Below are 15,563 nucleotides of genomic sequence, written 5' to 3'. Positions count from 1 at the left end.
CAGGGGCTCATGCCTTGGCCTCCCCAGAGAGTTCGGGCGGCTGTGCGCCGGCGTGCGGAAAGAGCGAGAGCCGCAGGCCCACCAGCGCGTGCCGCGTGTCGCGCAGCCAGCGCTGCGAGGCGCTGACGTGTTGCGCTTCCCCGGGGGGCGTGGGTGCCTCGGGCGCAGGGTGCGTCGCGATGAAGGTGCGCGAAGCACCGGCGATGCGGCCGAGCGCGTCGTCGATGGTGTCGCGCAGCGCCTGGGGTGCATTCTGGCGCTCGCTGGCCTCGGCGCACTGCGCGTAGTGGGCGCTGACACCTGCCAGCACGCGGTCGACGGCCGCGGACATGTCGCCGCTGAGCTTGTGACGCGAGCGGCGCAGATCGAGCGCGTTGAGTGCAATGCGCAGATCGCGGAAGCTCTCGATCGAAGGCTGACGATGCTCGTCCGAGGCGGCAAGACGCGGGATCAACTGCATGAGGCGGTCGAGCATGCGCGAGGCGAAGTTGCGCTGGTCGGCGATCGGCGTCGAGGATGCCGCGAGCGCGACGTCCTGCCAGCTCGAACGCAAGAGCCGTTTCGCAGCGAGTTCGGCGCCGAAGGGGCGCGCCACGCGCGTCCAGACGAACGCGAACAGGAGGCCCGCGACGCCCGCGAGATTGCTGTTCAGGAATACGAGGAAGTCCGCCTCGTAAGCGCCCTGGATGCTGATGAAGGTGGCCGTGTTCACGGCGACGAGCATCGTCACCATGTTGAACTGGGGACGCGGAATCAACGTGCCGACCAGAATGAACGGCACCGCGAAAATGACGAGAAGCATCTCGAAGTCGTGGACGTGCGGCAGCACCACGAACACATAGAGGCCCGCGAACACCACGCTCGCGCAGGTGGCGAGGAAGAAGCGGAACACCATGGGCGCCGGTTCGTCGAGCGCCGCGAAGAAGCAGCACGCCACCGCCGCGAGCGAGACCGCCCCCGCGCCGTCATGCCAGCCCGAGCTGATCCACAGCATGCACGCGACGATAATCGCGCTCACCGGCACGAGGCACGAAATGAGCATCATCCCGCGGTCGAAGAATCGTTCGGTGCCGCCGAGGCGCCAGTGGCGGTAGCGGGGACGCCACGTGCCCGCCTCGTGCGCAATTAGCGCGCGCAGTGCCCGGCAGTCCTGCCAGACGTCGATCACCTGATGAAGCCGCCACAACGCATTCGAGAACAGCGCGCCTTCCCAGCCCGTGATCGCTTCGCGCGGGGGCTGCAAGGCGGCGATGCGCTCGCGCAGGCGGTCGGCTACGGGGTCGCCCGCGTCGTCGTGCATGTCGGCCGCGCGCGTCGGCAACGGCGAGTCGATCCACTTCGCGGTATCGGCGAGCAGCGCGTCGAGGCCCGCGGGGCGCACCTGCAGGTCGCGCATCAACGCGATCAACGGATCGGCGAGCGCTGAGATCATCGGCAGGAAGAGCAGCATGCGGCCGCGAAGCGCTTCGGCGCGCTTGAGTATTTCCGGATGCGTGTGGTCGTACGCCAGTTGGCTCAACAGGAATTCGAGGCCGTAGACCGTGCTCGCGAGCCGCTGGCGAATGGCGGAAAGCCCCGTGCCCGCGAGGTGGCCCGATAACGTTTCGCGACCGTAGAGGGCCGCGTCGCGGAACCACATGTCGGCGCGTTCGACGATCGTGGGCGCGAGACGGCTCGGCAGCACTACGCTGCCCACCACGCTCGCGCAGACGATGCCAAGCGTGATTTCCTGGGTTCGCGTGATGGCCACGTCGAAGATGGTGGAGGGATCAGTGACCGTAGGCAGCGCGATGAGCGGCATCGTGTAGCCCGCGAGCATGAACACGTAGCTGCGCGCGGTCCGGTCGGACATCGCGAAGAAGAGCAGCGTGCCGGTCCACACCGCGACAATCACGCTGAACGTGAAGGGCATTTCGACGAATGGCGGTACGAGCAGGACCGCGGCGAATGCGCCGAGCGCGGTGCCGAGCGCGCGATAAAGCGCCTTAGAGCGCGTCGCGCCGACGAATGGATTCGACACGATATAGACGCTCGCCATCGCCCAGTACGGACGCGGCAGCTCGAAATAGAGCGCGAGATAGAGGGCAAGCATTGCCGCGGCGAATGTCTTCACCGAGAACAGCCAGTCGCGCATGGAGGGGTAGGTCATGGCGCCGTTCACTCGCGGGATGCCGTGTTGAACGGGTCGGACGCATCGGACGTGTTGAATGCGTTCAGCACGCGCAGCGTCGCTTCGAGGTCGGCGCGCGTCACGCCCTTGAGCACGCGCTCGCGCAGCGCGCGCAGTTCGTCCTCCATTTTCGCGGTGACGGCGCGACCTTCGTTGGTCAGCGAAATGGTTTTCGCGCGGCGGTCCTCGGGATCTTCGTCGCGGCGCACGAGGCCCGCGGCGCAGAGCTGGTCGAGCAGGCGCACGAGCGATGGCCCTTCGATGCCGACGTGCTCGGCGAGCGTGACCTGGTGCACCGCTTCGCCGAGCCGGCCCGCGGTCAGCAACGGCGCTGCGCAGGCTTCCGAAACGTTATAGGCAGAGAGTGCGCCGTGCGTGGTCCGACGCCACTTGCGCGCGGCGACGACGAGCGTACTGCTGACGGCACGGCGTAAAGTATGAAGATTAGACATCGGCGGGATGATAGCCCAGAGCGATTCGGTAGCAAACTATCTTTTCTGGCTGACGACGCGATCATCGGATGGTATTCGAGTCAGCCTTCGCGCGCTTCGCAGGTGAGCAGCGCGCTTTTTACGAGCCTTGCGCGCCGGTCATGCAGCGCCTCCATGCGTGCCCCAGCGTGCAAGTAGACCGGGTAGGTCGGACATGTCCGAGAACACGTGCGCGACGCCCGCTTCGCGCAGCGCCGCGGCGCTGCTGTGACCCGGTCCGGACGGGCTGTAGCCGAACACCGTCGCGCCCGCGGCGAGACCCGCACGCGCGCCGGTTACGGTGTCCTCGATCACTGCGCAGCGTGCGGGCGCGACACGCAGACCGGCCGCCGCCGCTAGATAGACGTCCGGGTGCGGCTTACTGCGCGGCATTTCATGGCCGCTGTAGATGTGGGCCTCGAAGCAGTCGAGGAGGTCCACCTTGCGCAGTTGCAGTTCCACTTTGCGACGGTCCGCGCCCGAGGCGACCGCAATGCGCCCGCCCAGTGCCGCATGGACGGCGCGCACGGCGGCGGGGGCACCGGGAATTTCGACGAGATCGCGCGCGAGGGCTTCGTTGCGTCGCGCGCGAAAGTGCTCGAGCCAGGCGTCGTCGATCATTACGCCCGTGTGGGCCTTGATACGCTCGGCCTCGTCCTTGACCATTTTCCCGACGAAGATCTCCATCGCGTCCTCGACGGAGACCGTCCAGCCCAGCTCGCCCAGCATCTGCACGAGCACGACGTGCGTGATGCGTTCGGAGTCGACCAGTACGCCGTCGCAGTCGAAGAGCACGGCATCGAAGGGAATGTGGGACATCGTCAGTCTGGAGTGTCGGGGTGTGGTGCGAGGCCAGAAGCGCCCGCTTTGCGCAAGAGCGCGATGATAGCCTGAGTGCGTGCGACGCGTGGCGCTCGGCTGCAAATGGGGCCGTTGGCAGTGGTGATGGCGGTGGAAGGAAATTGAAAGTTTTTATTTCGTTCTGGCAATAAGTCCGCGCGCCAGGAAATCGTCGGCCTCGTTCGTTTGCCGCTGTGGGATGGTCTGGCGTGTGCCGCACCGGGCTCACTCGCGTAAGCGGCCACGGCGTCGCCTGGCACTTATTTCAACCGTGCCAATCTTTCGGATTCAGATACGTGCGGTCTCATGCCCGCGTCGCACAGTTTTAGCAAAGCCTGGAACAACGCCCGGAAAACGGCGGACAATAGCGTTCCCGCGAATTACCGCCACGCTCCAACCCCCGATGCCCGACGAAAAGCCAATTCCCAGCGCCGACTCTAAAGAGCTTCCAGGCCGCGCGAACTACACGCAGTTCGCGGACCGCTACGCGCAACGCGTGCCGGAGAAGCCGCATAACGCCCTTTACGAGCGGCCGGCCACGGCCGCGCTCCTCGGCGATGTGGCGGGCCAGACGGTGCTCGATGCCGGATGCGGCCCGGGCATCCTCAGCGCGAAACTGGCGGCGCAAGGGGCGCGCGTCCATGCATTCGACGTGACGCCCGCAATGGTCGAGCTTGCGCAGACGCATTGCGAAGGATTGCCCGTCGAAATCGCGCTTGGCGACCTGGGCCAGTCGCTGCACTGGCTCGAGAAAGAAACGTTCGACCGTATCGTCTGTTCGCTCGCGCTGGACTATGTGGAGACGCTCGCGCCGGTTTTCGCGGAGTTTCACCGCGTGGCGAAGCCGGGCGCGCTGCTGGTTTTCTCGATGGCGCACCCGATGCGCGACTGGATCGACACGCGCACGCGCGGCTCGCGCAGCTACTTCGAGACGACGCGGTTTGGTTTGCGGTGGGGTGGTTTTGGTGAGCCGAAACCGTACGTTGAAGCGTTCCGGCGGCCGCTGGCGGAAATCGTCAATGGATTGACGGAAAGCGGCTGGATACTCGATCGGCTGGTCGAGCCGAGGCCGTTGCCGGAGATGAAGACAGTCGCGCCAGCGCTCTATGCCGAACTGGAGCAGTCGCCCGCGTTTATGTGCGTGAGTGCGCGGCGCGCGTGAGACCTGCGCGCCGCATTCGCAGCGGTTTTTAACGCCGCGTCGCGCGCGCGCCGGCCAGAAGCGATTCTTCGAGCGCCGCAACGCCGGCAGGCAGATCGACCTTCGCGCCGAGATCGCGGATCGTGCGTCCCAGCGCATGCACGGTGCGGAACAGGTTATGTTCGCGGCACTGCTCACCCATCTGGCCGATACGAACGATCGGCAGGCCGAACGATCCGGAAATTTCAACCTGATATTGCTGCGAAATGCGATCGCACACGTCGTGTGGCGTGAGGCCATGCGGGAGGGCGATGCCTACGACGGAGTTCAGTCGGCAGTCCTCAGGCGTGTAGAGCGCGAGGCCGAGTGCGCTTACGGCGCTTTGCAGCGCGAGTGAGCAGCGTTGATGGCGCGCGAAGCGTTTCTCCAGCGTTTCCACGCACACGAGCCGCAATGCTTCGTGCAGCGCGAGCACACCTGAAACCGGCGCCGTGTAGTGATAGCCCGCCTTGTGCCAGAAATTCTCGGCGAGCGTAGCGTCGAGGCACCAGTGCGTGTTCGGCACCGTGCGCGTGCGCACGCGTTCCCACGCGGCGTCCGAGAACGCAATCAGCGAAACGCCAGGAATCGACGAGAGCCCTTTCTGGCCACCCGTGATCACCACGTCGATGCCCAAGGCGTCCATTTCGAGCGGCATCGTGCTCAGCGTGCAGACTGCATCCACGACGACCAGCGCGCCGACTGATTTCGCGACCTGCACGATTTCCTTGAGCTGCCGGTTCCATACCGTGTTCGAGGTCTCGCCGTGGACGACCGTGACGACCGCGGGCCGCGTGCGCTCGATGACCTGCGCCAGCGCTTCCAGCGAGGCAATTTCGCGGTCGGGCACGTCGAACGTCGTGACGTCGGCCCCGACGCGCCGCGCCATTTCGGCCATGCGATTGCTGAAGAAGCCGTTCACGATCGACAGCACACGCGTTCCGGGCCACGCGAGATTCGATACAGCCATCTCCATGGCGGCGGATCCCGGTCCCGCCACGCCGAGCACCCAGTTCGAACGCGTCTGGAACACGTAGCGCGCCATCGCCTTCACCTGGTGAATCACGCGTGCCATCGTGTCGCCGAGGTGATTGATCACCACCGAGTTCGCCTGGGCGACCGCGGCGGGAATGGGCACGGGGCCGGCGCCCATCATCAGGAGCGGCTCGTCGGGCAGGATGCCGTCGAGCGTTTCGACGACCGGGCAGGGGACCGGTGCCACTTGCATGGAAGGCGTCGCGATGGAGTCGAGGTGGAGCGGGGTGTCGTTCATGTGGGTACCTGTTTGCGGCGGTTCTCGCGAAAGGTGCGGGCGCGATGGCGAAAATGCAGTGTCAACCCGGATGTATACGTATGGCCATATACAGTTGCGGCAAGTTTGGCCGAACAGTAGTGCGACTTTGCGCCGCGTCGTGTTCGGGGCAGGGGTGGTGGGGCGGTCCGCTGCGCGCGAAAACGTGGGCTTGCGACCGGCTGGGCGCCGCACTTAAAGCCGCCGATGGCGGCTTGACACGGCGATTCAGCCAAGCCGTCGAGGCTGTTCGTTACGGGTGAATATAGTTCGTAATGCAAATCAAATTGCTGAAAAGAAAAAGCCCGCCGGCAGCGATGCCGGCGGGCTTGTCCATGTCAACGCGCGACGCTCAACTGAGCAGCAGGCCGTCGTCGTCGAGCTTTTCGTGTCGCGTCTGTTCGAACATGCGCAGCAGGTCCGGCACGTCGAGGCCGCGCCGCTCGTCGCCTGAAACATCCAGCACGACCTGGCCCTGGTGCAGCATGATCGTGCGCTGACCGTAGTCGAGCGCCTGGCGCATGCTGTGCGTGACCATCATCGTCGTGAGCTTGGCTTCCTCCACGATGCGCGCAGTCAGTTCCAGCACGAACGCAGCCGTTTTCGGATCGAGTGCGGCCGTATGCTCGTCGAGCAGCAGGATGCGCGAGGGCTGCAGCGAAGCCATCAACAGGCTCACGGCCTGGCGCTGGCCGCCGGAGAGCAGGCCAATGCGGTCGGTCAGCCGGTTTTCGAGGCCGAGGTTCAAAAGACGCAGCTTGTCGCGGAAGAGCTCGCGGTCCTGCTTGCGCAGCGCCGGGCCGAAGCCGCGACGCTTGCCGCGCGCCATGGCGAGCGCCATGTTTTCCTCGATAGTGAGGGCTTCGCAGGTGCCCGCCATCGGGTCCTGGAACACGCGTGCGACGAGGTGCGCGCGATCCCATGCGTGCTTCTTCGTGACGTCCTGGCCGTCGATCGTGATCGAGCCTTCGTCGACCATCTGGTCGCCGCTGACCGCGTTGAGGAAGGTCGACTTGCCCGCGCCGTTCGAGCCGATCACGGAGACGAACTGACTAGTCGGGATTTCGAGCGTGAGCCCGCGCAGCGCACGCATTTCGATCGGCGTGCCGGGATTGAATGTGAGCCTGAGGTCCTTTGCGCTGAGCATCGCTTATGCCCTCCCGTTCTTGCGGCCGAAGAGTTTCTTGCGCGTCGCAGGCAGCACGAGTGCGATCGTCACGAGGGCGGCAGTCACGAGATTAAGGTCCTGCGCCTTGAGTCCGATAAAGTCGCTGTTGAGCGCGAGCGCGATGAAGAAACGATAAAGAATCGCGCCGAGCACAGCGGCGAGCGTCGTGAGCACGAGACGGCGCGCGGGCAGAATGCTTTCGCCGATGATCACGGCCGCAAGACCGATCACGATCGTGCCGATGCCCATCGAGATGTCCGAGCCGCCCTGGGTCTGCGCGAAGAGCGCGCCGGCCGTTGCGACGAGCGCGTTCGACAGCGCCATGCCGGCCAGCGTCGCGCGGCCCGTAGCGATGCCCTGGGCGCGCGCCATGCGCGGATTCGCGCCCGTGGCGCGCAGCGCGAGGCCGTATTGCGACGAGAAGAACCAGTCCACGCCGCACTTCGCAACGATGACGATCACGAGCAGTGCGACCGGGCGCAGCACGTAGTCGGGCATCCAGGTGGGCTGAATCATCGTGAAGACAGTGGCTTCGGAAATGAGCGGCACGTTCGGCGCACCCATCACGCGCAGGTTGACCGAGTAGAGCGCGATCATCATCAGGATGCTGGCGAGCAGATCCATGATTTTCAGGCGCACATTAAGCCAGCCCGTGACGAAGCCGGCCATCGCGCCCGCGATCATCGCGCAGGCGGTCGCGAGAAACGGATCGTGACCGGAGGCGATCAGCGTCGCCGCGACGGCGCCGCCAAGGGGAAAGCTGCCGTCGACGGTGAGGTCGGGAAAATTCAGGATGCGAAACGAAATCAGCACCCCCAGGGCGACGAGACTGAAGATCAGGCCGATCTCCAGGGCGCCCAGAAGCGAGTAAAGAGACATGGGAACAAAAATCCTGTTGCGGTCTCCCGCCGGGGTGTATCGGACTTGCCGACGGAGGACGCGCCCGGGCGGGGAGACTTCGCGTCCGTGCGTGCCCGAAAGGAGCACGCCGGTTTTTCTACTGGCCTGCCAGCCGTTCGCAACACGCGCCCGCATGAGGCGGGCACATGTCGCGACGAAGCGGCTTTACTTGACGACCGTGGTCGCTTCCTTGAGCAGATCGGCGGACAGCGTCACACCTTGCTTCTGCGCCGCAGCCGGGTTCACGAACAGTTGCAGGTCGTTGCTCGTTTCCGATGCGATCGCGCCGGGCTTCTCGCCCTTCAGGATACGCACGACGACCTTGCCGGTCTGATGGCCGAGGTTGCCGTAGTCGATACCGAGCGCAGCAATTGCGCCGCGCTTCACGCTGTCCGTATCGGAGGCGATGAGCGGGATCTTCGCGTCGTTGGCAACCTTCACGAGCGCCTCATAGGCCGAGACCACGTTGTTGTCCGTGTTCGTGTAGATCACGTCGACCTTGCCGATCAGGCTCTTGGCGGCCGGTGCGATATCGACGGTGCGCGGTGCGGCGGCTTCCTTGAGCGTCATGCCGTCTTTCGCGAGCAGTTCCTTGAGCGCCTTCACGACCACGACCGAGTTTGCCTCGCCCGGGTTGTAGACCATGCCCACGGTCTTCGCATTCGGCACGACGCGCTTGATCAGTGCGACCTGCTTGTCGAGCGGGAGCTTGTCCGAGACGCCGGTGACGTTGGTGCCGCTCGCCGTCCAGCCCTTCACGAGTTGTGCGGCGACCGGGTCAGTCACGCCCGCGTAGACGACCGGCACGGTCTTCGTCGCGGCGACGACGGCCTGCGCCGAAGGCGTTGCGATCGCGACGATTGCGCTCGGATTGTCGCCAACGAACTTGCGGGCGATCTGCGCGGCGGTGCCGGTATTGCCCTGCGCGCTCTGGTATTCCCACTTCAGGTTCTTGCCTGCGTCGTAGCCGGCGGCCTTCAGTTCGTCGCGCACACCGTCGCGGATCGCGTCGAGCGCGGGGTGCTCGACGATCGACAGCACTTCAACGGTGGCGGTTTGCGCGTGAGCGGCGCCGGAGAACAGCGACAGTGCGATGGCGCTGCCGATGAGGGTTTGGGTGGCGGCCTTGCCGGCCAGCTTGAACGACTTCATGCGTGGGATCTCCCCCGAAACTTCAGGTCTGGATGATATTGCCGCGTGGCGCGGCGTCGCCGTCATCCCGCGCGCGGCCCCGATTGTTCTGCGGCGCGCGACGTTATGGTGCAGTGGTCCGACGGCGAGGGTGCGAGGATACCACTTTCGGATGGGCTATCGGGGCGCTGGAAGGTCATTTTGCCGCGGCGGTGCGCCGCTTTGTTTGCGCCTCGCGAGCGTGTATTCCGGCTTGTTTTTCAGAAAATCCGGCATGGGAGTGGAATTTTTCCGGGTTTCGTTTCGGAAGGTTATGGCGATGTTCAATGGGGGGATTATCGAGTTGGTTTGACGTTCAATGGCATCATGGTAGCAGGCTTCATGGGGTGATTTTCTTTGTGAATCAACATGATGGCGTGGTTTGCATTTAGGGTTTTCCATAGGTTTATTTTGCGATATGACGGATGATCTGTCAGCTATCGAAAATATGCTGGGAGGCCGAATATAATGTAGCCATTAAGAGAATCCAATTATCTTCAATTAATTCGCGATATTCAGCCAGAAAGGTTTTGAAAACATTCTCTGGAGAGCCGCACCAGCCGGTCGTCTTCGGCCTGCAGATCCGCTCCGGCCGCATCCGGGCGCGATTTTTCGTGCATTTTCAACAACTTTCATCCTGTCGCGCCCCATTTCGCGCCCATTTCGCGCCCGTTCAATGCGACCCCATATTCTCATCAAAGTTTGAAAACCTCATGGTTGCGTTCACAACTCTTTGTTGTTAGTATCCGCCCGTCGCTGATTCAGGCTGGACCACCTTTCCAGTACGAAATGCAGCGGACGGGGCAGGCGGATCGCTTGCGCATTAGAGGTTGTATTCCGTGCAATCTCTCCGAACTCGGTCGCGACAAGGCGGCCGGTACATGCCGGGCCCCGTCACGTCTTTTCTTTGGCCCGTCATGGTTGTTCTCCATGGCAGGTTCCCTGGAGTGCTGTTCGTTTGCGCACGTCAACCCGACTGTCCGGTTGACCCGAAAACAAACGAGGAGCTCCTGATGATGTTGTCTCGCCTTACTTCCCTTTCTGTCGCTGCCGCGCTGCTCTCCATGGGTGCAGCTGCTGCGCACGCCGACACTGTGAAAATCGCCATCGCCGGTCCGTTCAGCGGCGCGGTCGCCCAGTACGGCGACATGGTCAAGGCGGGCGCACTGACCGCTATCGAGCAGATCAACGCCGCTGGCGGCGTGAACGGCAACAAGCTCGAAGCCGTCCTGATGGATGATTCGTGCGAGCCGAAGCAGGCCGTCGCCGTTGCCAACAAGATCGTTTCGCAGCACATCCAGTTCGTGGTCGGCCACGTCTGCTCGGGCTCGACGATCCCCGCGTCGGACATCTACGAGAACGAAGGCGTCGTGATGGTCACGCCGTCGGCCACCGCACCGCAGCTCACCGAAGGCAAGAAGCGCCAGTTCATCTTCCGCACGATCGGCCGTGACGACCAGCAAGGTCCCGCAGCCGCTGCCTACATCATCAACAAGGTCAAGCCGAAGAAGGTTGCGATCCTGCACGACAAGCAGTCGTATGGCCAGGGCATTGCGACGTCGGTGAAGGGCGCGCTCGACAAGGCGCACATCCCGGTCGTCGTGTTCGAAGGCATCAACGCAGGTGATTCGGATTACTCGGCAATCGTCACGAAGCTCAAGTCGCAGGGCGTGGACTTTGTGTACTTCGGCGGCTACCACCCGGAAATGGGCCTCCTGCTGCGCCAGTCGCGCGAACAGGGCGTGAAGGCCACGTTCATGGGACCTGAAGGCGTGGGCAACAAGGACGTGACGGCCATCGCCGGCGCGGCTTCGGAAGGCATGCTCGTCACGCTGCCGGCCGACTTCTCCGCTGATCCCGCGAACGCGAAGCTCGTGAAGGCATTCGCCGACGCGAAGCGCGACGCTAACGGTCCGTTCCAGATGCCGTCGTACGCCGCGGTCGAAGTGATCGCCAACGGTATCGCGGGTGCGAAGAGCACCGACCCGACCAAGGTCGCTGCTTACATCCACAAGAACGCGTTCAGCACGCCGATCGGCAAGGTGGAATACGACGCACAGGGCGACCTGAAGGCGTTCCGCTTCGTCGTTTTCACGTGGCACAAGGACGCCACGAAGACCGCCGCTAACTAATCACGGCGCGTCAACCGGACGCCCCGCTCCTCGTTGCGACGGGCGGGGCGTTTTCAAATCCGGCGGTTTCAAATCCGGGCCTGACCGCTGTGAGCGGTCTTGATCGGTCTTATTGCCGCGAGGTGTTTGCATGAATGATTTTCTTCCCCAGTTTACCCAGCAGCTCGTCAACGGGCTCACGCTGGGTGCGATCTATGCGCTGATCGCCATCGGCTACACGATGGTCTACGGCATCATCGGCATGATCAACTTCGCTCACGGCGAGATCTACATGATCGGCGCCTATGTGGGCCTCGTTACGCTCACGGCCATCGGCGTCTCCGCGGGTTATCCGCTGCCGCTCGTGCTGGGCGCGGCGCTCATCGTCTCGGTGCTCGTCACCGGACTCTACGGTTTTGCGGTCGAGCGCGTAGCGTATCGGCCGCTGCGCGGCGGGCCGCGCCTCGTGCCGCTCATCTCCGCGATCGGCATGTCGATCTTCCTGCAGAACTATGTGCAGATCGGGCAGGGCGCACGCGACGTGTCGGTGCCGCAGCTCATCTCCGGCGCGATCGAATTCAACATGGGCGGCAACTTCGACGTGACGATTCCGTATGCACGCATGCTGATCGTCGGCGTGACGCTCGTGCTGATGATCGCGCTCACGCTCTTCATCAGCCGCTCGCGTATGGGCCGCGCCTGCCGCGCCTGCGCCGAGGACATGAAGATGGCCAATCTCCTCGGCATCGACACGAACCGTGTGATCTCGTTCACGTTCGTGCTCGGCGCGATGCTCGCCGCCGTGGGCGGCGTGCTGATCGGTCTCACGATCGGCAAGCTCAATCCGTATATCGGCTTCATCGCGGGCATCAAGGCGTTCACGGCGGCGGTGCTCGGCGGCATCGGCAGCATTCCGGGCGCGATGCTCGGCGGCGTGCTGCTCGGCCTTGCCGAAACGTTCGCCTCGGGCTACATGCCGGCGGAGTACAAGGACGTCGTGGCGTTCGGCCTGCTCGTGCTCGTGCTGCTGTTCCGTCCCACCGGCCTGCTCGGCAAGCCGGACGTCGAAAAGGTGTGAGGACGTCATGAGTCAACCCATTCCGGTTTCCATCGGCAGCAATCGCGCCCATGGCGCTTCCTCGACGCAGACAGTGAAGGGGGCATTCGCCGCCGCACTGGCGACGATCATCCTCACCGCGCCGGTTCTCGGTCTGCAACTGACGCTCGACGGCTATCAGGTCGTGCTGCAGCAGCACTGGCGACCCGTCTGGATCGCGGCTGCGGTCGTGTTCGTGTTCCAGCTCGTCAAGCCGCTGTTCCAGCGTGCAACGAGCGGCGTGCGTTTGCCTGCGCTGCCTGTGCCAGGCGCGCGTGGCCAGCGCGTGGCGATCTGGGTGCTGCTCGCATTCGGCCTCGGCTTCGGCTTCGTCGGTTCGCGCGGCGCCGTGGACGTCGCCACGCTCGCGCTGATCTACGTGATTCTCGGCCTCGGCCTGAATATCGTCGTCGGCTTCGCGGGTCTGCTCGATCTCGGCTATGTCGGTTTTTACGCGGTCGGCGGCTATACGTATGCGCTGCTCAATCAGTACTTCGGCCTGACGTTCTGGGAATGTCTGCCGCTTGCGGCGCTCGCCTCGGCCACGTTTGGTTTCCTGCTCGGCTTTCCGGTATTGCGTCTGCGCGGCGACTATCTCGCGATCGTCACACTCGGTTTCGGCGAGATCATTCGTCTCCTGCTGAATAACCTCACGAGTATCACGGGCGGTCCCGACGGCATTTCAAGCATTCCGAAGCCGACCGTGTTCGGCTTCGAGATGGCGCGCCACGCGAGCGTGGAGGGCGCAAAGACGTTCCATGAACTGATGGGCTGGGAATACAGCGGCGATCACGTGGTGATCTTCCTCTACCTGCTCGCGCTCGTGCTGGTTGCATTCACGCTCTTCGTCACGAGTCGCCTGTTGCGCATGCCCATGGGCCGCGCGTGGGAAGCGCTGCGCGAGGACGAAATCGCCTGCCGCTCGCTCGGTCTGAACCCGACGCGCGTGAAGCTTTCCGCGTTCACGCTTGGTGCGTCGTTCGCGGGTCTCGCGGGTGCGTTCTTCGCGGCGCGTCAGGGGCTCGTTACGCCCGAGTCGTTCACGTTCATCGAATCGGCGCTGATTCTCGCCGTGGTGGTGCTGGGCGGCATGGGCTCGCAACTGGGCGTCGTGCTCGCCGCGATCCTGCTGACCGTGCTGCCGGAAATCGCACGCGGCTTTGCCGAGTACCGGATGCTGATCTTCGGTCTCGTGATGGTGCTGATGATGATGTGGCGTCCGCAGGGCCTGCTGCCCGCGAGCCGTCCGCATGTGGAGTTGCCGCGATGAGCGCAGAACAGTTGTTGAAAGTATCGGGTTTGCAGATGCGCTTCGGCGGCCTGCTCGCCGTGGATGGCATCGAGTTCGATGTGCGCGCGAACGAAGTCTTCGCGATCATCGGCCCGAACGGCGCGGGCAAGACGACTGTGTTCAACTGCGTCGGCGGTTTCTACAAGCCGACCTCGGGCGATATCCGTCTGCAGGGTCACGCGATCACGGGGCTGCCGAGTCATCAGGTGGCGCGGCGCGGGCTCGTGCGCACGTTCCAGAACATTCGTCTTTTCAGGCAGTTGACGGTGCTGGAAAACCTGATGGTCGCCCAGCACCTCAAGGTCAACCGCAACCTGCTGAGCGGCCTGTTCACGACGCCCGCGTATCGCCGTGCCGAGCGCGCAGCGCTGGAACGCGCGGCCCTGTGGCTCGACCGCGTTGGCCTCACGAGCGTCGCGAACCGTGAGGCTGGCACGCTTTCGTATGGCCATCAGCGCCGGCTCGAAATCGCGCGCTGCATGATCACCGAGCCGCGTCTTCTGATGCTCGACGAACCCGCGGCGGGTCTGAACCCGCAGGAGAAGATCGAGCTGCAGCAGATGGTGGACGGATTGCGAAACGAGTTTGGTATTTCCGTACTCCTGATCGAACACGACATGAGCCTCGTGATGGGCGTGTCCGACCGCATTCTCGTGATGGAGCACGGTAAGCCGATCATGATCGGCAAGCCTGACGAAGTGCGCAACGACCCGCGCGTGATCAAGGCGTATCTCGGAGAGGACTGATGCTGAAGCTGGAAAAGGTCCATACGCACTATGGCGCGGTAGAAGCGCTGTCTGGCGTATCGATCGAAGTGAACAAGGGCGAGATCGTCACGCTGATCGGCAGCAACGGCGCCGGCAAGACCACGCTCATGATGACCGTGTGCGGCACGCCGCGCGCGTCGTCGGGACGCGTGACGTTCGAGGGCGAAGACATCACGCGTATGGCGACGCACGAGATCATGCGGCTCGGGATGGCGATTTCGCCCGAAGGGCGTCGCGTGTTCCCGAGCCTCACGGTGCTCGAAAACCTGCAGATGGGCGGCTTCTTCGCGTCGCAGCACGAGATCGAAGCGGGCGTCGAGCATGTGTTCAAGCTGTTTCCGCGCCTCAATCAGCGTGCGAAACAGCGGGCCGGCACGATGTCTGGCGGCGAGCAGCAAATGCTGGCGATCGGCCGCGCGCTCATGAGCCGTCCGCGTCTCTTGCTGCTCGATGAGCCCACGCTCGGCCTCGCGCCGCTCGTGATCGCGCAGATCTTCGACATCATCCGCACGATCCGCGATGAGGGGGTGACCGTATTCCTCGTCGAGCAGAATGCGAACAAGGCGCTGCACGTGGCCGATCGCGGCTATGTGCTGGAGACGGGACGCGTCGTGCTCGCCGACTCCGCGGACAATCTGCTCGCCAACGACGACATCAAGCGCGCCTATCTCGGCGGCTAGTCCGGCTTACCGAAGACCCGCAAGCCGCTCAAAAGCGGCATGCCTCCGCCCGCGCAATCGTCGTTCTATGAACGGCGGTTTCGCGGGCGGTTTCGTTTGCGCTCGACTGGCACCGCGTGGTGAAAGAAGTGGATGTGCTCGCCTGCGGCTGAATCATCGCATCGGTGACGAGTGCGCTGGCTGCCGCGCGCCTCACCACGCTCACGTGCAGAACAATCGGATTCAGGCCTCCATACCGGAATGGTCCGAGGACCGGGGTAAAGGCGAACGCAGAATGAGCAGGACCGACGGTTGCAGCAAATGCTGCGATGCGGGGTCTTGCGCCATTTAACTAGCGCCTGAGCCAAATCTGCAGGCGGTTGAACCGCGCAATGCAACGCAACATTCTTGTTTTTCATAATTTAATAAACAGCCGATAAATCCAACGTT

The 15,563-nt window shown here is 63.9% G+C and carries 13 protein-coding genes; 6 read left to right on the top strand and 7 right to left on the bottom strand.

Features of this window, described 5'->3' with window-relative positions:
- Nucleotides 1–7: 7 nt before the first annotated feature.
- From L0U80_RS22105 to L0U80_RS22095, 3 genes are all read right to left on the bottom strand, one after another.
- On the bottom strand, nt 8–2,149 hold the full coding sequence (locus tag L0U80_RS22105) for an FUSC family protein (RefSeq protein ID WP_233870070.1): 2,142 nt from the start codon (nt 2,147–2,149) through the stop codon (nt 8–10).
- 8 nt (nt 2,150–2,157) lie between these two features.
- Entirely contained in the window at nt 2,158–2,622 is a 465-nt protein-coding gene (locus tag L0U80_RS22100) for a MarR family winged helix-turn-helix transcriptional regulator (RefSeq protein WP_233870066.1), read from the bottom strand.
- Nucleotides 2,623–2,760: 138 nt separating this feature from the next.
- Nucleotides 2,761–3,459, bottom strand: a complete 699-nt coding sequence (locus L0U80_RS22095) for an HAD family hydrolase (protein ID WP_233870063.1) — start codon at nt 3,457–3,459, stop codon at nt 2,761–2,763.
- Nucleotides 3,460–3,883: 424 nt separating this feature from the next.
- Between L0U80_RS22095 and L0U80_RS22090 the strand changes: the two genes are divergently transcribed.
- Entirely contained in the window at nt 3,884–4,642 is a 759-nt protein-coding gene (locus L0U80_RS22090; protein ID WP_233870060.1) for a class I SAM-dependent DNA methyltransferase, read from the top strand.
- Nucleotides 4,643–4,670: 28 nt separating this feature from the next.
- Here the strand turns inward: L0U80_RS22090 and L0U80_RS22085 are convergent, their stop codons facing one another.
- From L0U80_RS22085 to L0U80_RS22070, 4 genes are all read right to left on the bottom strand, one after another.
- Entirely contained in the window at nt 4,671–5,888 is a 1,218-nt protein-coding gene (locus L0U80_RS22085; protein ID WP_233871523.1) for a pyridoxal-phosphate-dependent aminotransferase family protein, read from the bottom strand.
- Nucleotides 5,889–6,303: 415 nt separating this feature from the next.
- A complete protein-coding gene (locus L0U80_RS22080) occupies nt 6,304–7,098 on the bottom strand; it encodes an ABC transporter ATP-binding protein (protein ID WP_233870057.1) in 795 nt (264 codons plus the stop codon).
- Between the two features lie 3 nt (nt 7,099–7,101).
- Nucleotides 7,102–7,998 carry an ABC transporter permease gene (locus L0U80_RS22075; protein ID WP_233870054.1) on the bottom strand — a complete coding sequence of 299 codons (897 nt, stop codon included), beginning with the start codon at nt 7,996–7,998 and terminating at the stop codon, nt 7,102–7,104.
- Nucleotides 7,999–8,184: 186 nt separating this feature from the next.
- On the bottom strand, nt 8,185–9,171 hold the full coding sequence (locus tag L0U80_RS22070) for an ABC transporter substrate-binding protein (protein WP_233870051.1): 987 nt from the start codon (nt 9,169–9,171) through the stop codon (nt 8,185–8,187).
- A gap of 1,031 nt (nt 9,172–10,202) precedes the next feature.
- Here L0U80_RS22070 and L0U80_RS22065 point away from each other — a divergent pair.
- From L0U80_RS22065 to L0U80_RS22045, 5 genes are all read left to right on the top strand, one after another.
- Nucleotides 10,203–11,321 carry a branched-chain amino acid ABC transporter substrate-binding protein gene (locus L0U80_RS22065; protein WP_233870048.1) on the top strand — a complete coding sequence of 373 codons (1,119 nt, stop codon included), beginning with the start codon at nt 10,203–10,205 and terminating at the stop codon, nt 11,319–11,321.
- Between the two features lie 130 nt (nt 11,322–11,451).
- Nucleotides 11,452–12,378 carry a high-affinity branched-chain amino acid ABC transporter permease LivH gene (gene livH / locus L0U80_RS22060; RefSeq protein ID WP_233870045.1) on the top strand — a complete coding sequence of 309 codons (927 nt, stop codon included), beginning with the start codon at nt 11,452–11,454 and terminating at the stop codon, nt 12,376–12,378.
- Nucleotides 12,379–12,385: 7 nt separating this feature from the next.
- Nucleotides 12,386–13,666 carry a high-affinity branched-chain amino acid ABC transporter permease LivM gene (locus L0U80_RS22055; RefSeq protein WP_233870042.1) on the top strand — a complete coding sequence of 427 codons (1,281 nt, stop codon included), beginning with the start codon at nt 12,386–12,388 and terminating at the stop codon, nt 13,664–13,666.
- Entirely contained in the window at nt 13,663–14,433 is a 771-nt protein-coding gene (gene livG / locus L0U80_RS22050) for a high-affinity branched-chain amino acid ABC transporter ATP-binding protein LivG (protein WP_233870039.1), read from the top strand. Before L0U80_RS22055 ends, livG begins: the two co-directional genes overlap by 4 nt.
- The gene (locus L0U80_RS22045) at nt 14,433–15,134 is read left to right on the top strand and encodes an ABC transporter ATP-binding protein (protein WP_233870036.1); all 702 of its coding nucleotides are present in this window, start codon (nt 14,433–14,435) and stop codon (nt 15,132–15,134) included. Before livG ends, L0U80_RS22045 begins: the two co-directional genes overlap by 1 nt.
- Nucleotides 15,135–15,563 lie beyond the last annotated feature (429 nt).

It is taken from the genome of Paraburkholderia adhaesiva (assembly GCF_021390575.1).
GTDB classification, from domain to species: Bacteria; Pseudomonadota; Gammaproteobacteria; order Burkholderiales; family Burkholderiaceae; genus Paraburkholderia; species Paraburkholderia adhaesiva.
This window is presented reverse-complemented; position numbering and strand designations above follow the sequence as displayed.

Bases quoted from the DNA above. Each gene is read 5' to 3' on its own strand.
- L0U80_RS22105 (WP_233870070.1), bottom strand. From the start codon at position 2,149: ATGACCTACCCCTCCATGCGCGACTGGCTGTTCTCGGTGAAGACATTC.
- L0U80_RS22100 (WP_233870066.1), bottom strand. From the start codon at position 2,622: ATGTCTAATCTTCATACTTTACGCCGTGCCGTCAGCAGTACGCTCGTC.
- L0U80_RS22095 (WP_233870063.1), bottom strand. From the start codon at position 3,459: ATGTCCCACATTCCCTTCGATGCCGTGCTCTTCGACTGCGACGGCGTA.
- L0U80_RS22090 (WP_233870060.1), top strand. From the start codon at position 3,884: ATGCCCGACGAAAAGCCAATTCCCAGCGCCGACTCTAAAGAGCTTCCA.
- L0U80_RS22085 (WP_233871523.1), bottom strand. From the start codon at position 5,888: ATGCAAGTGGCACCGGTCCCCTGCCCGGTCGTCGAAACGCTCGACGGC.
- L0U80_RS22080 (WP_233870057.1), bottom strand. From the start codon at position 7,098: ATGCTCAGCGCAAAGGACCTCAGGCTCACATTCAATCCCGGCACGCCG.
- L0U80_RS22075 (WP_233870054.1), bottom strand. From the start codon at position 7,998: ATGTCTCTTTACTCGCTTCTGGGCGCCCTGGAGATCGGCCTGATCTTC.
- L0U80_RS22070 (WP_233870051.1), bottom strand. From the start codon at position 9,171: ATGAAGTCGTTCAAGCTGGCCGGCAAGGCCGCCACCCAAACCCTCATC.
- L0U80_RS22065 (WP_233870048.1), top strand. From the start codon at position 10,203: ATGATGTTGTCTCGCCTTACTTCCCTTTCTGTCGCTGCCGCGCTGCTC.
- livH (WP_233870045.1), top strand. From the start codon at position 11,452: ATGAATGATTTTCTTCCCCAGTTTACCCAGCAGCTCGTCAACGGGCTC.
- L0U80_RS22055 (WP_233870042.1), top strand. From the start codon at position 12,386: ATGAGTCAACCCATTCCGGTTTCCATCGGCAGCAATCGCGCCCATGGC.
- livG (WP_233870039.1), top strand. From the start codon at position 13,663: ATGAGCGCAGAACAGTTGTTGAAAGTATCGGGTTTGCAGATGCGCTTC.
- L0U80_RS22045 (WP_233870036.1), top strand. From the start codon at position 14,433: ATGCTGAAGCTGGAAAAGGTCCATACGCACTATGGCGCGGTAGAAGCG.